At 61.4% G+C, this 16,130-nt stretch carries 12 protein-coding genes; 8 read left to right on the forward strand and 4 right to left on the reverse strand.

The window, feature by feature from the left end:
* The first annotated feature begins 48 nt into the window (after nucleotides 1-48).
* From KEC16_RS10755 to KEC16_RS10775, 5 genes are read left to right on the forward strand one after another with little or no spacing between them, the layout of a single operon-like run.
* Nucleotides 49-1,212, forward strand: a complete 1,164-nt coding sequence (locus tag KEC16_RS10755; protein ID WP_211548702.1) for an isovaleryl-CoA dehydrogenase — start codon at nucleotides 49-51, stop codon at nucleotides 1,210-1,212.
* Nucleotides 1,212-2,819 (forward strand): carboxyl transferase domain-containing protein, encoded by a 1,608-nt coding sequence (locus KEC16_RS10760; protein ID WP_211548704.1) that lies wholly within the window; start codon nucleotides 1,212-1,214, stop codon nucleotides 2,817-2,819. The genes KEC16_RS10755 and KEC16_RS10760 overlap by 1 nt, the downstream gene beginning before the upstream one ends.
* A gap of 5 nt (nucleotides 2,820-2,824) precedes the next feature.
* Nucleotides 2,825-3,694, forward strand: a complete 870-nt coding sequence (locus KEC16_RS10765; RefSeq protein WP_211548706.1) for an enoyl-CoA hydratase/isomerase family protein — start codon at nucleotides 2,825-2,827, stop codon at nucleotides 3,692-3,694.
* Between the two features lie 19 nt (nucleotides 3,695-3,713).
* The gene (locus tag KEC16_RS10770; RefSeq protein ID WP_211548708.1) at nucleotides 3,714-5,708 is read left to right on the forward strand and encodes an acetyl-CoA carboxylase biotin carboxylase subunit; all 1,995 of its coding nucleotides are present in this window, start codon (nucleotides 3,714-3,716) and stop codon (nucleotides 5,706-5,708) included.
* Complete coding sequence (locus KEC16_RS10775; RefSeq protein WP_211548710.1) at nucleotides 5,705-6,598, forward strand: hydroxymethylglutaryl-CoA lyase; 894 nt, start codon at nucleotides 5,705-5,707, stop codon at nucleotides 6,596-6,598. Before KEC16_RS10770 ends, KEC16_RS10775 begins: the two co-directional genes overlap by 4 nt.
* A 119-nt stretch (nucleotides 6,599-6,717) precedes the next feature.
* Here the strand turns inward: KEC16_RS10775 and aspS are convergent, their stop codons facing one another.
* The gene (gene aspS, locus KEC16_RS10780) at nucleotides 6,718-8,505 is read right to left on the reverse strand and encodes an aspartate--tRNA ligase (protein ID WP_211548712.1); all 1,788 of its coding nucleotides are present in this window, start codon (nucleotides 8,503-8,505) and stop codon (nucleotides 6,718-6,720) included.
* A gap of 79 nt (nucleotides 8,506-8,584) precedes the next feature.
* A complete protein-coding gene (locus tag KEC16_RS10785; RefSeq protein ID WP_211548714.1) occupies nucleotides 8,585-9,511 on the reverse strand; it encodes a hypothetical protein in 927 nt (308 codons plus the stop codon).
* Nucleotides 9,512-9,682: 171 nt separating this feature from the next.
* Here KEC16_RS10785 and rnd point away from each other — a divergent pair, with 171 nt between their 5' ends.
* The gene (rnd, locus tag KEC16_RS10790) at nucleotides 9,683-10,891 is read left to right on the forward strand and encodes a ribonuclease D (RefSeq protein WP_211548716.1); all 1,209 of its coding nucleotides are present in this window, start codon (nucleotides 9,683-9,685) and stop codon (nucleotides 10,889-10,891) included.
* A 272-nt stretch (nucleotides 10,892-11,163) separates the two neighbouring features.
* Nucleotides 11,164-11,769 (forward strand): hypothetical protein, encoded by a 606-nt coding sequence (locus KEC16_RS10795; RefSeq protein ID WP_211548718.1) that lies wholly within the window; start codon nucleotides 11,164-11,166, stop codon nucleotides 11,767-11,769.
* A 30-nt stretch (nucleotides 11,770-11,799) separates the two neighbouring features.
* On the opposite strand, the gene KEC16_RS10800 is transcribed toward KEC16_RS10795, so the two are convergent.
* Nucleotides 11,800-13,281 carry a Ppx/GppA family phosphatase gene (locus KEC16_RS10800; RefSeq protein ID WP_211548720.1) on the reverse strand — a complete coding sequence of 494 codons (1,482 nt, stop codon included), beginning with the start codon at nucleotides 13,279-13,281 and terminating at the stop codon, nucleotides 11,800-11,802.
* A 3-nt stretch (nucleotides 13,282-13,284) separates the two neighbouring features.
* A complete protein-coding gene (locus KEC16_RS10805; RefSeq protein ID WP_211548722.1) occupies nucleotides 13,285-15,435 on the reverse strand; it encodes an RNA degradosome polyphosphate kinase in 2,151 nt (716 codons plus the stop codon).
* Nucleotides 15,436-15,569: 134 nt separating this feature from the next.
* Between KEC16_RS10805 and KEC16_RS10810 the strand changes: the two genes are divergently transcribed.
* Nucleotides 15,570-16,100, forward strand: a complete 531-nt coding sequence (locus KEC16_RS10810; protein WP_211548724.1) for a SixA phosphatase family protein — start codon at nucleotides 15,570-15,572, stop codon at nucleotides 16,098-16,100.
* The last annotated feature ends 30 nt before the right edge of the window (nucleotides 16,101-16,130 follow it).

Below are 16,130 nucleotides of genomic sequence, written 5' to 3' on the forward strand. Positions count from 1 at the left end.
AAACGTATGTTCGTTTTTAGACAAGAAGACCTGACCGGGAGCCGTCCGATGTTCAATGCCACCATGAATTTCGACCTGGGCGAAACCGCCGACATGATGCGCGATCAGATCGCCGCCTTCGCCGCCGCCGAGATCGCCCCCTTGGCCGCCGAAATCGACCACAGCAACGAATTCCCCAATCACCTGTGGAAGAAGATGGGCGACATGGGCCTGCTGGGCCTGACGGTCGAGGAAGAATACGGCGGCGCCGGCATGACCTATTTGGAACACGTCATCGCCATGGAGGAAATCAGCCGCGCCTCGGCTTCGGTCGGCCTGTCCTATGGCGCCCATTCCAATTTGTGCGTCAACCAGATCCGCCGCAACGGCAGCGAGGCGCAAAAGCGCAAATACCTGCCCAAGCTGATTTCCGGCGATCATATCGGCGCCCTGGCCATGTCCGAACCCAATGCCGGTTCCGACGTGGTGTCGATGAAGCTTAAGGCCGAGAAAAAGGGTGACCGCTATATCCTGAACGGCACCAAGATGTGGATCACCAACGGTCCCGACGCCGACACCTTGGTGGTCTATGCCAAGACCGATATCAATGCCGGCCCCAAGGGCATCACCACCTTCATCATCGAAAAGGATTTCAAGGGCTTTTCGGTGGCGCAGAAGCTGGACAAGCTGGGCATGCGCGGCTCCAACACCGGCGAGTTGGTGTTTCAAGATTGCGAAGTGCCGGAAGAAAACGTGCTGGGCACGGTCGGCAAGGGCGTCAACGTGCTGATGAGCGGCTTGGATTACGAACGCGCCGTGTTGGCCGGCGGCCCCATCGGCATCATGCGCGCCTGCATGGACATCGTCGTTCCTTATGTCCACGAACGCACCCAGTTCGGCCAAGCCATCGGCACCTTCCAGTTGATGCAGGGCAAGCTCGCCGACATGTACACCACCATGAACGCCTGCCGCGCTTACGCCTATGCGGTAGCCAAGGCCTGCACCCGTGGCGAAACCAGCCGCAAGGACGCCGCCGGCGTCATCTTGTACACCGCTGAAAAGGCCACCTGGATGGCGCTGGAAGCCATCCAGACCCTGGGCGGCAACGGCTATATCAATGAATACGCCACCGGGCGCTTGCTGCGCGACGCCAAGCTGTACGAAATCGGCGCCGGCACCAGCGAAATCCGCCGCATGCTGATCGGCCGCGAACTGTTCGAAGAGACCAAGTAATGTCCGTCATCAAAAGCGCCATCAACCCCCGCTCGGACGAATTCCGCGCCAACGCCGCCGCCACCACCCAGGTCATCGACGACATGCGCGCGGTGGTGGCCGGGATCAAGCAGGGCGGCGGCAAGGTCGCCAGCGACCGCCACGAAGCCCGCGGCAAGCTGCTGGCGCGCGAACGCATCCGCCGCCTGCTCGACGTCGGTTCGCCCTTCCTGGAACTGTCGCAACTGGCCGCCCACGGCATGTATTCCGGCGATATCGCCGCCGCCGGCATCATCACCGGCATCGGCGCGATCCAAGGCCAGGAATGTATGATCGTCGCCAACGATCCCACCGTGAAAGGGGGATCGTACTACCCGATGACGGTGAAAAAGCACCTGCGCGCCCAGGAAATCGCCCGCGAGAACAACCTGCCCTGCGTCTATCTGGTCGAATCCGGCGGCGCCAACTTGCCGCAGCAAGACGAGGTCTTCCCCGACAAGGAACATTTCGGCCGCATTTTCTATAACCAGGCGCAGATGTCGGCGGACGGTATCCCGCAAATCTCGGTGGTGCATGGTTCATGCACCGCCGGCGGCGCCTATATCCCGGCGATGAGCGACGAATCGATCATCGTCAAGAACCAGGGAACCATTTTCCTGGGCGGCCCGCCGCTGGTCAAGGCCGCCACCGGCGAGATCGTCACCGCCGAGGAATTGGGCGGCGCCGACGTCCATTGCCGCACCTCGGGCGTCACCGATCATTACGCCCTTGACGATGGCCATGCCCTGGCCATTGCCCGCCGCATCATCGGCAATCTGAACCGCTCCAAGCCGGTATCCTTGGATATCGCCACGCCGGAAGAGCCGCGTTACGACCCCAAGGAAATTTACGGCATCATCCCCGCCGACCCGCGCAAGCCCTATGACGTGCGCGAAGTGATCGCCCGCATCGTCGACGGCTCGCGCTTCGACGAGTTCAAGCAATTCTATGGCGCCACCCTGGTGTGCGGCTTCGCCCGCATTTGGGGCTACCCCGTGGGCATTGTCGCCAATAACGGCATCTTGTTTTCCGAATCGGCGCAAAAGGGGGCTCATTTCGTCGAATTATGCGCCCAGCGCGGCATTCCCTTGGTGTTCTTGCAAAACATCACCGGCTTCATGGTCGGCAAGAAGTACGAATCGGGCGGGATCGCCAAGGATGGCGCCAAGATGGTCACCGCGGTGGCCTGCGCCAACGTGCCCAAATTCACCGTGCTGATCGGCGGCTCGTTCGGCGCCGGCAATTACGGCATGTGCGGCCGCGCCTTTCAGCCGCGCATGCTGTGGATGTGGCCGACCGGCCGCATCTCGGTCATGGGCGGCGAACAGGCGGCCGGCGTCCTGGCCCAGATCAAGAAAGATTCCATGGCCGCCAAGGGCGAAGAATGGGATCCGACCGAAATGGAAGCCTTCAAATCGCCCATCCGCGCCCAATACGAAACCCAGGGCCACCCCTATTACGCCGGCGCCCGGCTGTGGGATGACGGCCTGATCGATCCCGCCGACACCCGCACGGTGCTGGGGTTGGGGATTTCAGCGTCGCTCAACGCCCCGATCAAGCCGACCAAATTCGGCGTGTTCAGGATGTGATGGCCATGAGCGAAGCCCTGATCATCCGCCAAGATGGCCCCACCCGCTTCATCACCATGAACCGGGCGGACCGCCACAACGCCTTTGACGACATCCTGATCGGCGAATTGACGGCGGCGTTCAAAGCCGCCGCCACCGACCCCGCCACCCGCGTCATCGTCTTGGACAGCACCGGCAAAAGCTTTTCCGCCGGGGCCGACCTGAATTGGATGCGGCGTATGGCCGAATACGATCACGCCCAGAACCTGGCCGATTCCCAAGCCTTGGCCGGATTGATGGCGGTCATCGATTCCAGCCCCAAGCCGGTGATCGGCGTGGTTCAGGGGCCGGCCTATGGCGGCGGCGTCGGGTTGGCCGCGTGCTGTGACATGGTGGTCAGCGCCGAAACGGCCAGTTTCTGTCTGTCGGAAGTCAAGCTGGGCCTGATCCCCGCCGTCATCAGCCCTTACGTGGTTCGCGCCATCGGCGGCCGCGCCGCCCGCCGCTATTTCCAAACCGCCGAGACCTTCAGCGCCGCCAAGGCCGCCGTGCTGGGCCTGGTCTCCGAAGTGGTGCCGGCGGAGCACTTGGAGGCGGTGCGCGACCGCTGGATCAAGGCGCTGTCCGCCAACGGCCCCATCGCCATGGCGGCGGCCAAGGAACTGGCCGTTCGCGCCACCGAACAAGAACTCAACGACGATCTGCGCGCCTGGACGGCCGAACGCATCGCCTCCATCCGGGCCTCGGACGAGGGACGCGAGGGCGTGCGGGCCTTCTTAGAAAAGCGCAAAGCCGGCTGGATCGGAGCGAGTGAAGCGAGGGACTGGCCCATTGAGGGCCCGCGAGCTGATGCGAGCGCGAGCCAAGCACGCGGAACGCGTGCGCCCGGCGACTGAGGGGCAGAAGGAAAAGACGATGTTTGACAAAATTCTGATCGCCAATCGCGGCGAAATCGCCTGCCGGGTCATGCGCACCGCCCAACGCCTGGGCATCCGCACCGTCGCCGTCTATTCCGAAGCCGACGCCAATGCCATGCATGTGGCCATGGCCGACGAAGCGGTGCTGATCGGTCCGGCCCCCGCGGCGGAAAGTTACCTCAAGGCCGACCTGATCATCGACGCGGCCAAGCGGACCAATGCCCAAGCCATCCACCCTGGTTATGGCTTTTTGTCGGAAAACGCCGATTTCTCCGAAGCCTGCGCCGCCGCCGGCATCATCTTCATGGGACCGCCGGCCCCGGCCATCCGCGCCATGGGCTCGAAGGCCGAATCGAAGCGGCTGATGGAAGCGGCCGGGGTGCCGCTGGTGCCGGGCTATCACGGCCAAGGCCAATCCGAGAGCGAACTGGTCGGCGCCGCCAACGCCATGGGCTATCCGGTCCTGGTCAAGGCCAGCGCCGGCGGCGGTGGCAAGGGCATGCGGGTGGTGCGCCAGCAATCCGAATTGCTTGACGCCATCGCCGGAGCCAAGCGCGAAGCCAAGGCGGCGTTTGGCGACGATTCGCTGTTGCTGGAACGGTACCTGGATCACCCCCGCCACGTTGAAATCCAGATCTTCTGCGATTGCTTCGGCAATGGCGTCTATCTGTTCGAGCGCGATTGCTCGGTTCAACGCCGCCATCAAAAAGTCATCGAAGAAGCCCCCGCCCCCATGCTGGCCGACGAAATCCGCCAGGCCATGGGCGAAGCGGCGGTCGCCGCCGCCAAGGCGGTGAACTATGTCGGCGCCGGCACGGTGGAATTCCTGTACGAGGATGGTCAGTTCTTCTTTATCGAGATGAACACCCGCCTTCAGGTCGAACATCCGGTCACCGAAATGATCACCGGCCAGGATCTGGTCGAATGGCAATTGTTGGTCGCTTCCGGCCGGCCGCTGCCCCTGGGCCAGCATGAATTGGTCCGTCGCGGACACGCTTTCGAGGCCCGCATCTATGCCGAGGATGCCGATCGCGACTTCCTGCCGGCCACCGGCACCTTGGTGCATTTGCAGCCCCCCGCCACCAACGCCCATGTCCGCGTCGATACCGGCGTGCGCCAGGGCGACGCGGTCACCGCCTATTACGATCCGATGATCGCCAAGCTGATCGTCTGGGACGAAGACCGCGACCGCGCCTTGCGGCGAATGCGGCGGGCCTTGGCCGATTATGAAATCGCCGGCATGACCACCAATGTCGCCTTTCTGTCGGCCATCGCCGGTCACCCGGCCTTTGCCGCCTTTCAGGTCGATACCGGTTTCATCGGCCGTCACCGCGACGACCTGCTGAAACCGGCGCAGGCCGTGCCCAGCAATGCCTTGGCCTTCGCCGCCGCCGCCTTGTTGATGGACCGCGAAGCCGCGCCGGCCCGTCGCGACGACCCCCATTCCCCCTGGCGGCTGACCAATGGTTGGCGGATGAATGACGACAACCACCATGATTTCCGCCTGATCGACAACGAGATCTTGCGTCTTGTCACCGTCCATTTCCGCCGCCTTGGCTGGGACATGGATATGCCCGACGGTCAATGCGTGGTACGCGGCGCCAGCCGCCAAGGCCGCACCGTCACCGCCGAAATCAATGGCGAACGCAAATCGGCCACCGTGGTCATCTTGGGCTTTGACATCACCGTTTTGGAAGCCGGCAATGCCTGGAAGCTGAAACTGGACGATCCCTCGGCCAAGGCCGCCGATCAGGACGCCGATGCCGGCGGCAGCTTGACCGCGCCGATGACCGGCACGGTGGTGCAGGTTTTGGTGCGTGCCGGCGACGCGGTGGAAAAAGGCCAAGTGCTGATGGTGGTCGAGGCCATGAAGATGGAACATTCCATCAAGGCCCCCACCGACGGCATCGTCAAAGAGGTTCTGTTCGCGGCCAGCGATCAGGTCTCGGACGGGGCGCAATTGGTTACCTTCGAAGCGGCGGAAGACAAATGACCCTGCCGTCTTACGTCAAAATGGTCGAGGTCGGCCCCCGCGACGGCTTGCAGAACGAAGCCAAGCCGGTCGCGCTGGCAACCAAGATCGGCCTGATCGACCGCCTGAGCGCCGCCGGCCTGCCGGTGATCGAATCGGGCAGCTTCGTCAGTCCCAAATGGGTGCCGCAGATGGCCGCCAGCGCCGAGGTCCTGGCCGGCATCGTCCAAAAGCCGGGCGTGATCTATCCGGTGCTGACCCCCAACCTTCAGGGGCTGGAAGCCGCCTTGGCCGCCGGCGCCCGCGAAGTGGCGGTATTCGGCGCCGCCTCGGAAAGCTTTTCGCAAAAGAACATCAACTGTTCCATCGCCGACAGCCTGGACCGCTTCGCCCCCGTCATCACCCGCGCCCTTGCCGAGGGCGTCAAGGTGCGCGGCTATGTCTCTTGCGTGCTGGGCTGCCCCTATGAAGGCGCCATCGCCCCCGCCGCCGTGGCGCAAGTGGCGAAAAGACTGGCCGACATGGGCTGTTATGAAATCTCGCTTGGCGATACGGTCGGCGTCGGCACGCCGTTGAAGGCGCAAGCCATGCTCGACGCGGTCGCCGCCCATCTGCCGATTTCCATGCTGGCGGCGCATTTCCACGACACCTATGGCCAAGCCCTGGCCAATATCTTGGCGGTGTTGGAACGCGGCATTGCCGTTATCGATTCGTCGGTGGCCGGATTGGGCGGTTGCCCCTATGCCAAGGGCGCCGCCGGCAACGTCGCCAGCGAAGACGTGGTCTACATGCTGCACGGCATGGATATCGACACCGGCATCGACCTGCCCAAGCTGATCGAAGCCGGCGCCTATATTTGCGACGCCATCGGCCGCCCCACCGGTTCAAAGGTGGCCCGCGCCCTCGGATGACCCCAGCGCCGTCTGGTTCACGGCACCGGGCGATCCCCCGGCAACGGGGGAGGATGTCTCCCAAGAACCGAAAACTTGAAGGGCCGGACGAGTGATCGTCCGGCCCCTTCTTTTGCGCCTCAGCCTTCTTTTTTCGGCTTGGGCAGGTCGGGCTTGATGTGCAATTCCTTCCAGCGCAAGGCTTCCACCTCGGCCGGCGCCCCCATCAGCAGGTCTTGAGCCTGCTGGTTCATGGGGAACAAAATGACCTCGCGGATATTGGGCTGATCGGCCAGCAGCATGACGATACGATCAACGCCGGGAGCCGAACCACCATGCGGCGGCGCGCCATAGCGGAAGGCGTTCAACATGCCGCCGAACTTTTCTTCCACCACTTCCGGGCCATAACCGGCAATGCCGAAAGCCTTGATCATGATATCGGCGCGGTGGTTGCGGATAGCCCCCGACGACAGTTCGACGCCGTTGCAGATGATGTCGTACTGATAGGCGTTGATGGTCAGCGGGTCCTGGTTTTCCAACGCGTCCATGCCGCCTTGGGGCATGGAGAACGGGTTGTGGCTGAAATCGATCTGGCCGGTTTCCTCGTTCATTTCGTACATGGGGAAATCGACGGTCCAGCAGAACTTGAACACGTCTTTTTCCAACAGGTCCAGATCGTTGCCGACCTTGGTGCGGACCAAGCCGGCAAACTTGGCCGCCGGCAATTCCTTGTCGCAGGCGAAGAACACGGCGTCGCCGTCATTGAGCTTGGCGGCGTGCTTGATGGCGGCAATCCGTTCGGGCTCCAGGTTCTTGGCGATGGGGCCCTTGGCGCCATCGGCGGCGAACTGGATATAGCCCAGACCGCCGGCACCGTTCTCACGCGCCCATTCGTTCAACTTGTCGAACCACGAGCGCGGCTGATTGGCGGCGCCAGGGGCCGGGATGGCACGGACCACCGCGCCCTTGTCCACCAGCTTGGCGAACAGGCCGAAGCCCGATCCGCGGAACGGCTCGGTCACGTCGGCGATCTCGATGGGGTTGCGCAGATCGGGCTTGTCCGAACCGTATTTCAGCATGGATTCGGCATACGGAATGCGCGGGAACGGCGCCGGCGTCACCTTGCGACCCTTGCCGAATTGCTTGAACACGCCTTCGAGCACCGGTTCAATGGCGGCGAAGACATCGTCTTGGGTGACGTAGCTCATCTCGAAATCGAGCTGGTAGAATTCGCCCGGCGAACGATCGGCACGGCCGGCTTCGTCGCGGAAGCACGGCGCGATCTGAAAGTATTTGTCGAAACCGGCGACCATCAACAATTGCTTGAATTGCTGCGGCGCCTGCGGCAAAGCGTAGAACTTGCCGGGATGCAGACGCGCCGGCACCAGATAATCGCGGGCGCCTTCCGGCGACGACGCGGTCAGGATCGGGGTCTGGAATTCGGTGAAGCCCTGGTCCAGCATGGACTTGCGCAAATAGGCGATGACCTGCGAGCGCAGCATCATGTTGGCGTGCACGTCTTCGCGACGCAGATCAAGGAAGCGATACTTGAGCCGCATATCCTCGGGGTATTCCTGATCGCCGGCCACCTGAATGGGCAGCACGTCGGCGATGGACTGAATCTCGATCTCGGCCACCTGCAATTCGATCTCGCCCGTGGGCAGGCGCGCATTGATGGTGTCGCCGCTCCGGCTGACCACCTTGCCGGTGACGGTGATGACACTTTCCGGCCGCGCCTTTTCCAAGGTGGCGAATACGGCGCTGGAAATGTCGATGACGCATTGGGTCAAACCATAGTGATCGCGCAAATCGACGAACAGCAGGTTGCCATGGTCACGCTTGCGATGGACCCAACCGGACAGGCGGGCGGTGGTGCCGGAATCGCTGGCGCGAAGCTGGCCGCAGGTGTGCGTGCGATACTGATGCATGGTCAAAACGATCCCCGGTGGGTGCGCGAGAAACGGGAAAAGACACATGCCACCGGGGTGTTGTCAAGATGGAAAGCGGTTACTTGGTTTTAGCCGTTTCAGATGTTGGACTGCCCTCGGCCGCCGACGGCACCGAACCCGAGCGCGATTCGACCACGCCAAGCTGGATCGTCAAATGGTTCAAACTCTTCAACAAGGCATTGTTGGTCGACGTCAAGGCTGTCGCCGCGGCGGGCGATTTGTTCGCCAGATCATCATTTGCCTTAATCTGAGACCGCAAGCCATCAATCCGACCACGTAAAGCATCCGCCGTTGTCGGTGCGGTATCATTACGAGCGAGATTCATAATGCCAGAGTAAAATGAACAAGCGTCATGATAGCGATAAACATCGGCCAGCATGGCATCGACGCTGTAAACGACATCCTTATTGCTGCTCGTCACCATCATCTTTTGCCGCAATGAATTTCGCATATCGTCGATTTTGCCAACAATGGCGGCAGCGACATTTTTTTGGTAAATGCTTTCATTCCAATTGGCATGCACGCCACTGGTTGCGCCCGCCGCGCCCGCCAAAGCCCGGGCGGCGTCCGCCCCGGTGACGATGGCCCCCGCCCCCCCCAACAAGGTGGTGACGGTGGAAAAAACGAAATTCGAACCGGCGGCATTAGCCTCGATGGCCGCCTTGTGGGCGGCACAACGCTGATCCGACAGCATGATCAAGTGATCCATCAGACGATTGCGACATGCCGCAGCATCGGCGGCGGCCGTGACGTCGGAGCCGGAGCCGGAGCCGGCGGCAACGGCATAACCACAATTGCCGCCGGGCAACGTGTCTGTCTCGATATTAAAGGCCTTGAAAACAACCTTGCCATCAACTTCTTGGGCGCCATCAGGCCCGATGACGACTGGATTGACTTCGTAGCTGTCCTTGATCCGGCTGCACGCGGAGACGGATACGGTCAAAGCAACGGCAAGCGCCGCCAGTTGAACAGATTTGTATTGCATGACCACTCCCAGAACATTACCTCTGGGAAAAATACGACTTTTACAAATCATTTTCCACAAAGATATCACCTTAGGTTGCTTTTGGCCACGTCATTCCCCATTCCATTCAAAGTGGATTAAGCCGACGCCCAGCCTTGCCGAAAAAGGCTGAAGGGTGTATCACTTCACCCCATGCCCATGATCGCCGATACCGCCGAACTCGCCGCCTTTTGCCAGCGTCTTTCCTCGGCCCCCTACGTCACCGTCGACACCGAATTCATGCGGGAGAAGACCTATTATCCGCAACTGTGCCTGGTGCAGTTGGCCGGCCCGGATGAAGCGCGCGCCGTTGACCCGCTGGCACCGGGGATGGATCTGTCGCCGCTGTTCGACTTGCTGGCCAATCCCAACGTCTTGAAGGTCTTCCACGCCGCCCGCCAGGACGTGGAAATCTTCTTGCACCTGTCCGGCGCCGTGCCGATTCCGCTCTTCGACACCCAAGTCGCCGCCATGGTCTGCGGCTTTGGCGATTCGGTCGGATACGAGACCTTGGCCAGCCAATTGGCCAAAGCCCGCATCGACAAATCCATGCGTTTCACCGATTGGTCGCTGCGGCCGCTGACGGAAAAGCAAATTCAATACGCCCTGGCCGACGTCACCCATCTGCGGGTCGCTTATGAAAAGCTGGTGCGCAAGATGGAAAAGAACGGTCGCATCGGCTGGTTGGTCGATGAAATGGCCGAACTGGCCTGTCCCGACACCTATCGCACCGACCCGGAAAACGCCTGGAAGCGGTTGAAGCCGCGTTCCAGCAGCCCGAAATTCCTCGCCGTGCTCAAGGAACTGGCCGCTTGGCGCGAGCGCGAGGCGCAAGAACGCGACATTCCGCGTCAACGCATGTTGCGCGACGAAACCTTGATGGAAATTGCCGCCCATCACCCTGCTTCGGTGGATGAATTGGCCCGCACCCGTGGCATGGGCAAAGGCATGGTCGAAGGCCGCATGGGCACCGCCATCTTGGAGGCGGTCAAACGCGGCCTCGCTTTGCCGGAAGACCAGATTCCCAAGCCGCCCGACCGGGTGGAATTGCCGCGCGGCCTTGGCCCGGTGGTCGATCTGCTCAAGGTTTTGTTGAAAATGAAATGCGATGCCGAAGGCGTCGCCAGCAAATTGGTGGCCAATTCCGCCGATATCGAGGCCATTGCCGCCGACGACAACGCCAATGTTCAAGCCCTGCAAGGCTGGCGCCGCGACCTGTTCGGGGCCGATGCCCTGGCGTTGAAGCACGGTCGCCTGGGCTTGGGCTTTTGCACCGATGGCCGCCGCCTGCGTCTGGCGCCGCTGGAACCGGTTGAGCCGGTTGAGCCCCAGTGCACCCCAGCCATGGCTGACATGGATTAAGACCAGCCGTGAAATGCCGGCCGTGAAATGATCGTGATCCAACGAATCAGTTCATGCGCCGCGTGGTCTCTGACCAAATCCCGCGATCTCTGCCGGGATATGGGGTCCCCTTTCCGCTGAAAATGACCGCCCGAATTGCCCGGACTCCCCCTTGGCGTGCTCATACGCAGGATGATTACTGCAACTATTTATTGTTACTGATGGCGATATAAAACTATGATTAGCGATCGCCACTGAGTGCATTTGCACCAATGATTGCACGGAGACTCGCCATGATTTCGAAGAAAATGCTGTTTGCCACCGCTGCCGCCGCCGCCGCCGCCGCCATCGTCGCCCTCCCGGCTCTGGCCGCCACCCAGCACGACAATGAAGTTTTTTTCGCCATTGCCGGGGTTACCCAGTTCCAATTTAGCGAAACCGCCCATTCCATCACCAGCGGCCAACCCTATGGCGGCACCACCTCCAATGTCAGCAAATCGGGCGCCCAAGCCCGCATCGTGGTCAAGGCCGGCCGCAAGGGCTCGTCTTCCGTTGCTAATTGGTTCAAAACCCAGGTGGCCGCCGGTCAGACGCTGGCCTGCGACAGCAAGGGGACATTTCCCGACGCGTTGAATTTCGCCGTCCAGGGCACCTTAACCATGACCGTTGGCGATAAAACCATCACCTGTCAGGACGTCCTGGTCGCTCAGGGCCATTTCGGCACCACCAATAATTGGTGGATGGGCGGCCCCAACATGCAAGGCGCCCATGTTTCGCTGTCCGGCATCACCCTGCAAAGCTGCAAGGCCGCCGGCTCTGTTTTGCCGATTGAAGTTACCTTTAGCCCGCAGACACCCTGCGTCAACAACTTCAATATCAGCGTGATTGAGCTCAAGTAAGGCCATGGGGGGGCGCCTGAGAGCGCCCCCTTATATCTTCCGAAACACCAGATTGGTGCAATCCAGCGTCTTGGCCAGCTTGTCGAAGGTGCGGTCGTTATCGATGGCAAAGGCCGGATTAATGGCCGGCACTTCGATGATGACATCGCCGCCATCGAACAACAGCCGGGTCTGCTTCAACAGATTGGGCGCGCCGCCGGACAGAGTATGGGCCAGGCGTAGCGCCACCCCTGTCACCCGACAACGCTTGAGGTCGGCTTCGTCCAGCAGGCCAATGGCCATCTGCGCATATGATGCGTCATCATCCCCCTGATACCGCTGATAGACCGTATAGGCGATGGCGGCGCGGTCACGGTGCGGCACCCCCATGAAGGGCAACCGCAGCAGGCGGTGAAAGGCCTGCTCGGCCCGATAATCCGGGTGCTCGTTCCAAAAGATATCGGACACCAGACAGGCGGCGTGGCGCAACCGGGCGTCATGGATGGTTTCACCGGGAAACAACGGCGCCATCCACGACATCAGTTCATCGCCATGTTCGGGAAAACGGGCATTCATCAGCGCCATTTGCCGACAGACCGACAACAAAGGATCTTGCTGGCGCAGCCGGTCGGGCAGACGGCGATAGAACTGCCCTTCGCGCATGCCGTAAATGGAAAACACCAGATTGGATGGGTTGGAGGCGCGGATCACCCGATCCAACAACAGCGCCGCCAGCGGCAAATTCCCCACCCGCTTTTTTGATACCCCCGGAACCTTTTCCAGGGATTTCTTACTTTGACCGGCGATCAAATCAATGATGCGCAGGGCTTCTTTGGGGTCGATGGCGAAATTGTCCAGAACCGTCAGCGGATGGTGAGTCTGGGCGATACAAATCCGGGCAATGGCCCGCCAGGCGCCGCCAACGGCATAAAGGCTGCGCCCTCGCCCTTGCTCGAGGAACGGCACGTCTTTCAGATGCTTGGAGATCACCTCGTCGGCCTTGGCCCGGTCGTCGCCCGAAGCCTCGGCCAGACGCAGGACCCCCAGCGGCATGGTCACGTGGGCGCCAAAATCACCATCTTGCACGGTGACCAGTTCCAGCGAACCACCGCCCAAATCGGCGACGATGCCATCGGCATCGGGCGTCCCGCACAACACCCCCATGGCCGCCGCCTTGGCTTCCTGCCCCCCGGACAGCACCTTGACCTCGACATCGAAGCGGGCCTCGATCTCGGCGACGAAATCGGCCCCATCGCTGGCATCGCGCACCGCCGCCGTCGCTAAAATATCCAGGCGTTCGACTTCCATCGCCCGCGACAGGGCAACAAACCGGCCAACCGCCGCCAGCGCCCCATCGACGCCATCGGGATTAAGCTGGCCGGTCTTCCCCAGCCCCCAGCCCAAGGCGCAGACAGCCTTTTCGTTGAACAGCGGCACCGGCACGCGGGCGGCACCGTCATAGACGCATAAACGGATGGAATTAGAGCCGATATCAATGATGCCGACGGGTTCCTGGCGGCGCTTGATCTTCATGGTTTAATCCAGCAACAGCTTTGGCGTCCGCACCTTTTCGCCGGCGCTGCCCCGACCAGACAGGCTGGGATTGGTCATGAAATAAGTGTGGGCCGAGAACCCCGAACCATCCGGCGACACCCGGCGATAAACCCCATCGGCCCCCAGCACCCAACTTTGCGCCATGTCCTTGAGATTGGCCACCATGATCTGTTCCAGAATCTGACGATGCACGGTGGCGTTCTCGATGGGCACCAAGGTTTCAACCCGCCAATCCATATTGCGCTGCATCCAATCGGCCGAGGAGATATAGATCTTGGCCTGACGGCTGGGCAAGCGGCTGCCATTGCCGAACACCACCACGCGGGTGTGTTCCAGGAAACGGCCGACGATGGATTTGACCCGGATATTGTCCGATAGCCCCGGCACGCCCGGACGCAGACAGCAGATGCCGCGAATAACCAAATCGACCTGCACCCCGGCTTGGGATGCGCGATACAAGGAATCGATCAGCTTGGGATCAACCAGCGAATTCATCTTGCCCCAAATGGCCGCCGGCTTGCCGGACTGGGCGAATTCAATTTCGCGGTCGATATTGGCCAACAGCGATTTTTTCAGGAACAAGGGGGCGATGGCCAGTTTTTCCATCTTTTCCGGCACCGCGTAGCCGGTCATGTAGTTGAAGGCCTTGCTGGCGTCCCGCGTCAGATTCTCGTCGCACGTGAAGAACGACAGATCGGTGTAAACCTTGGCGGTGATCGGATGATAATTGCCGGTGCCGTAATGGACGTAAGACACCAGCCCGCCGCCTTCGCGCCGCACCACCAGGGAAATCTTGGCGTGGGTCTTCAGCTCCATGAAGCCGAACACCACGTTGGCGCCGGCCGCTTCCAGATCGCGAGCCCACCGGATATTGGCTTCCTCGTCGAAACGGGCTTTCAGCTCGACCATGCAGGTCACCGATTTCCCCGCCTCGGCCGCCTCGATCAGCGCCTTGACGATGGGGCTGTCCTTCGAGGTGCGGTACAGCGTCTGCTTGATCGCCACCACATTGGGATCACGCGCCGCCTGACGCAGGAACTGCACCACCACGTCGAAGCTTTCGAACGGGTGATGGACGATGATGTCCTTCTTGCGAATGGCGGCGAAGCAATCACCGCCGAAATCGCGCACCCGTTCGGGGAAGCGGGCGTTATAGGGAGGGAACAGCAGATCGGGACGTTCATCGACGATGATTTGCTTGGTATCGACCAGCCCGATCGTCTCGTCGAATTCATAGACGTCGCCTTCGACCGCATGCATCTCGGCGACCACCAGATTCTTCAGTTCCTCGGGAATCCCCGAGCTGAAGGTCAGGCGAATGACGTGACCGCGCCGACGGCGCTTGAGCGCGCTTTCGAACACGCGGACCAGATCCTCGGCCTCTTCATCGATATCCATTTCCGAATCGCGGATGACGCGAAACAAGCCGTTTGCTTCCATGCGAAAGCCAGGGAACAGCCGATCCAGGAACAGCAGCACCAGCTTTTCCAGCGGCAGGAAGCGAATGGCCTCGCCCGGCAGGCGGATAAAACGTTCCAATTGCGGCGGCAATGGCACCAAGGCGCGCAGAACCTCGCCGTCATCAAGACGGAACAGGTGCAGCACCAGGGCGATGCCGGCATTGGGCAGGAACGGGAACGGATGGGCCGGATCAATGGCCAAGGGCGTCAGCACCGGAAAGACGTGTTCCATGAAGCGCGAATCCAGCCACTTCATATCCGCCTTGGTCAGCTCGTTTTGTTCAAGCACGCTGATGCCGACCTCGCGCAATTCCACCTGCAACGACCGCCAGCAATCCTTTTGCGCCCGCAGCAATTCCGAAGCCATACCGTTGATGGCGACCAATTGCTGGGCCGGGGTTAGACCGTCTTCCGAGGTGGTCATGACCCCGGCTTCCACCTGCCCCTTCAGGCCGGCGACGCGCACCATGTAGAATTCATCCAGGTTTGACGCCGAGATGGACAAGAAACGCAGCCGCTCAAGCAAGGGATGGCGGTGGTTCACCGCTTCTTCGATAACCCGAAGATTGAACGCCAACCACGACAGCTCGCGATTGATGAAGCGGTCTTTCGAATCCATGGCGATGGTCGGGGTGTCGATGGCCTGCACGGTGGTCAAGGGGGTCTCTCCCATCTGAATGGACACCCTTTATATATCCTCAACCGCTCCCTGTCATGATCCCCTGGCGCGCTGTCACGGATGCTTCATCCTGAGCGACGGCGACACGCGCCATAGTGGCGCCGCCACAGTGAAACGGGATCACCTGAATGAAACGCATCTATCTGTTGCGCCATGCGAAATCCAGCTGGGACGACGTCACCATGGACGATTTCCAACGCCCCCTGAATGGTCGAGGCCGCAAGGCCGCCCGCCGTATGGGGAAATATCTGAGCGAACAAGGCATCCGCCCCAACATGATCTTGTGCTCGGCGGCGACCCGCACCCGCGCCACCTATGACATCTTGGAAAGCAGCCTGGAAGGCGTTCCGGTCAGCTTCGAGGATGGATTGTACGAAGCCAGCCGCGGCGATTTGCTGCACCGGCTGCAACGCCTGGACGGTCATTTGCAATCGGTGCTGCTGATCGGTCACAATCCGGGGCTGGAAAAGCTGGCGCTGGCCCTCAGCAACGGTCACGGCGATGCCGTCGCCATGAAAAAGCTGGAACAGAAATATCCCACCGGGACCCTGAGCATTCTGGAAACCCCGGCCCCGCATTGGCCGGAACTCGATGCCGGCACCTGCCGCCTGATCGACGTCATCCGCCCCAAGGACCTGGACCCCGAAGACGACGATTAGGGCGACGACAGCCAAAGCCAAGGCCGGCGG

It is taken from the genome of Magnetospirillum sulfuroxidans, from assembly GCF_018224925.1.
Lineage (GTDB): Bacteria > Pseudomonadota > Alphaproteobacteria > Rhodospirillales > Magnetospirillaceae > Magnetospirillum > Magnetospirillum sulfuroxidans.

Excerpts from the sequence above, each read along its gene's own strand:
- KEC16_RS10755 (WP_211548702.1), top strand. The coding sequence starts at position 49 with ATGTTCAATGCCACCATGAATTTCGACCTGGGCGAAACCGCCGACATG.
- KEC16_RS10760 (WP_211548704.1), top strand. The coding sequence starts at position 1,212 with ATGTCCGTCATCAAAAGCGCCATCAACCCCCGCTCGGACGAATTCCGC.
- KEC16_RS10765 (WP_211548706.1), top strand. The coding sequence starts at position 2,825 with ATGAGCGAAGCCCTGATCATCCGCCAAGATGGCCCCACCCGCTTCATC.
- KEC16_RS10770 (WP_211548708.1), top strand. The coding sequence starts at position 3,714 with ATGTTTGACAAAATTCTGATCGCCAATCGCGGCGAAATCGCCTGCCGG.
- KEC16_RS10775 (WP_211548710.1), top strand. The coding sequence starts at position 5,705 with ATGACCCTGCCGTCTTACGTCAAAATGGTCGAGGTCGGCCCCCGCGAC.
- aspS (WP_211548712.1), bottom strand. The coding sequence starts at position 8,505 with ATGCATCAGTATCGCACGCACACCTGCGGCCAGCTTCGCGCCAGCGAT.
- KEC16_RS10785 (WP_211548714.1), bottom strand. The coding sequence starts at position 9,511 with ATGCAATACAAATCTGTTCAACTGGCGGCGCTTGCCGTTGCTTTGACC.
- rnd (WP_211548716.1), top strand. The coding sequence starts at position 9,683 with ATGCCCATGATCGCCGATACCGCCGAACTCGCCGCCTTTTGCCAGCGT.
- KEC16_RS10795 (WP_211548718.1), top strand. The coding sequence starts at position 11,164 with ATGATTTCGAAGAAAATGCTGTTTGCCACCGCTGCCGCCGCCGCCGCC.
- KEC16_RS10800 (WP_211548720.1), bottom strand. The coding sequence starts at position 13,281 with ATGAAGATCAAGCGCCGCCAGGAACCCGTCGGCATCATTGATATCGGC.
- KEC16_RS10805 (WP_211548722.1), bottom strand. The coding sequence starts at position 15,435 with ATGGGAGAGACCCCCTTGACCACCGTGCAGGCCATCGACACCCCGACC.
- KEC16_RS10810 (WP_211548724.1), top strand. The coding sequence starts at position 15,570 with ATGAAACGCATCTATCTGTTGCGCCATGCGAAATCCAGCTGGGACGAC.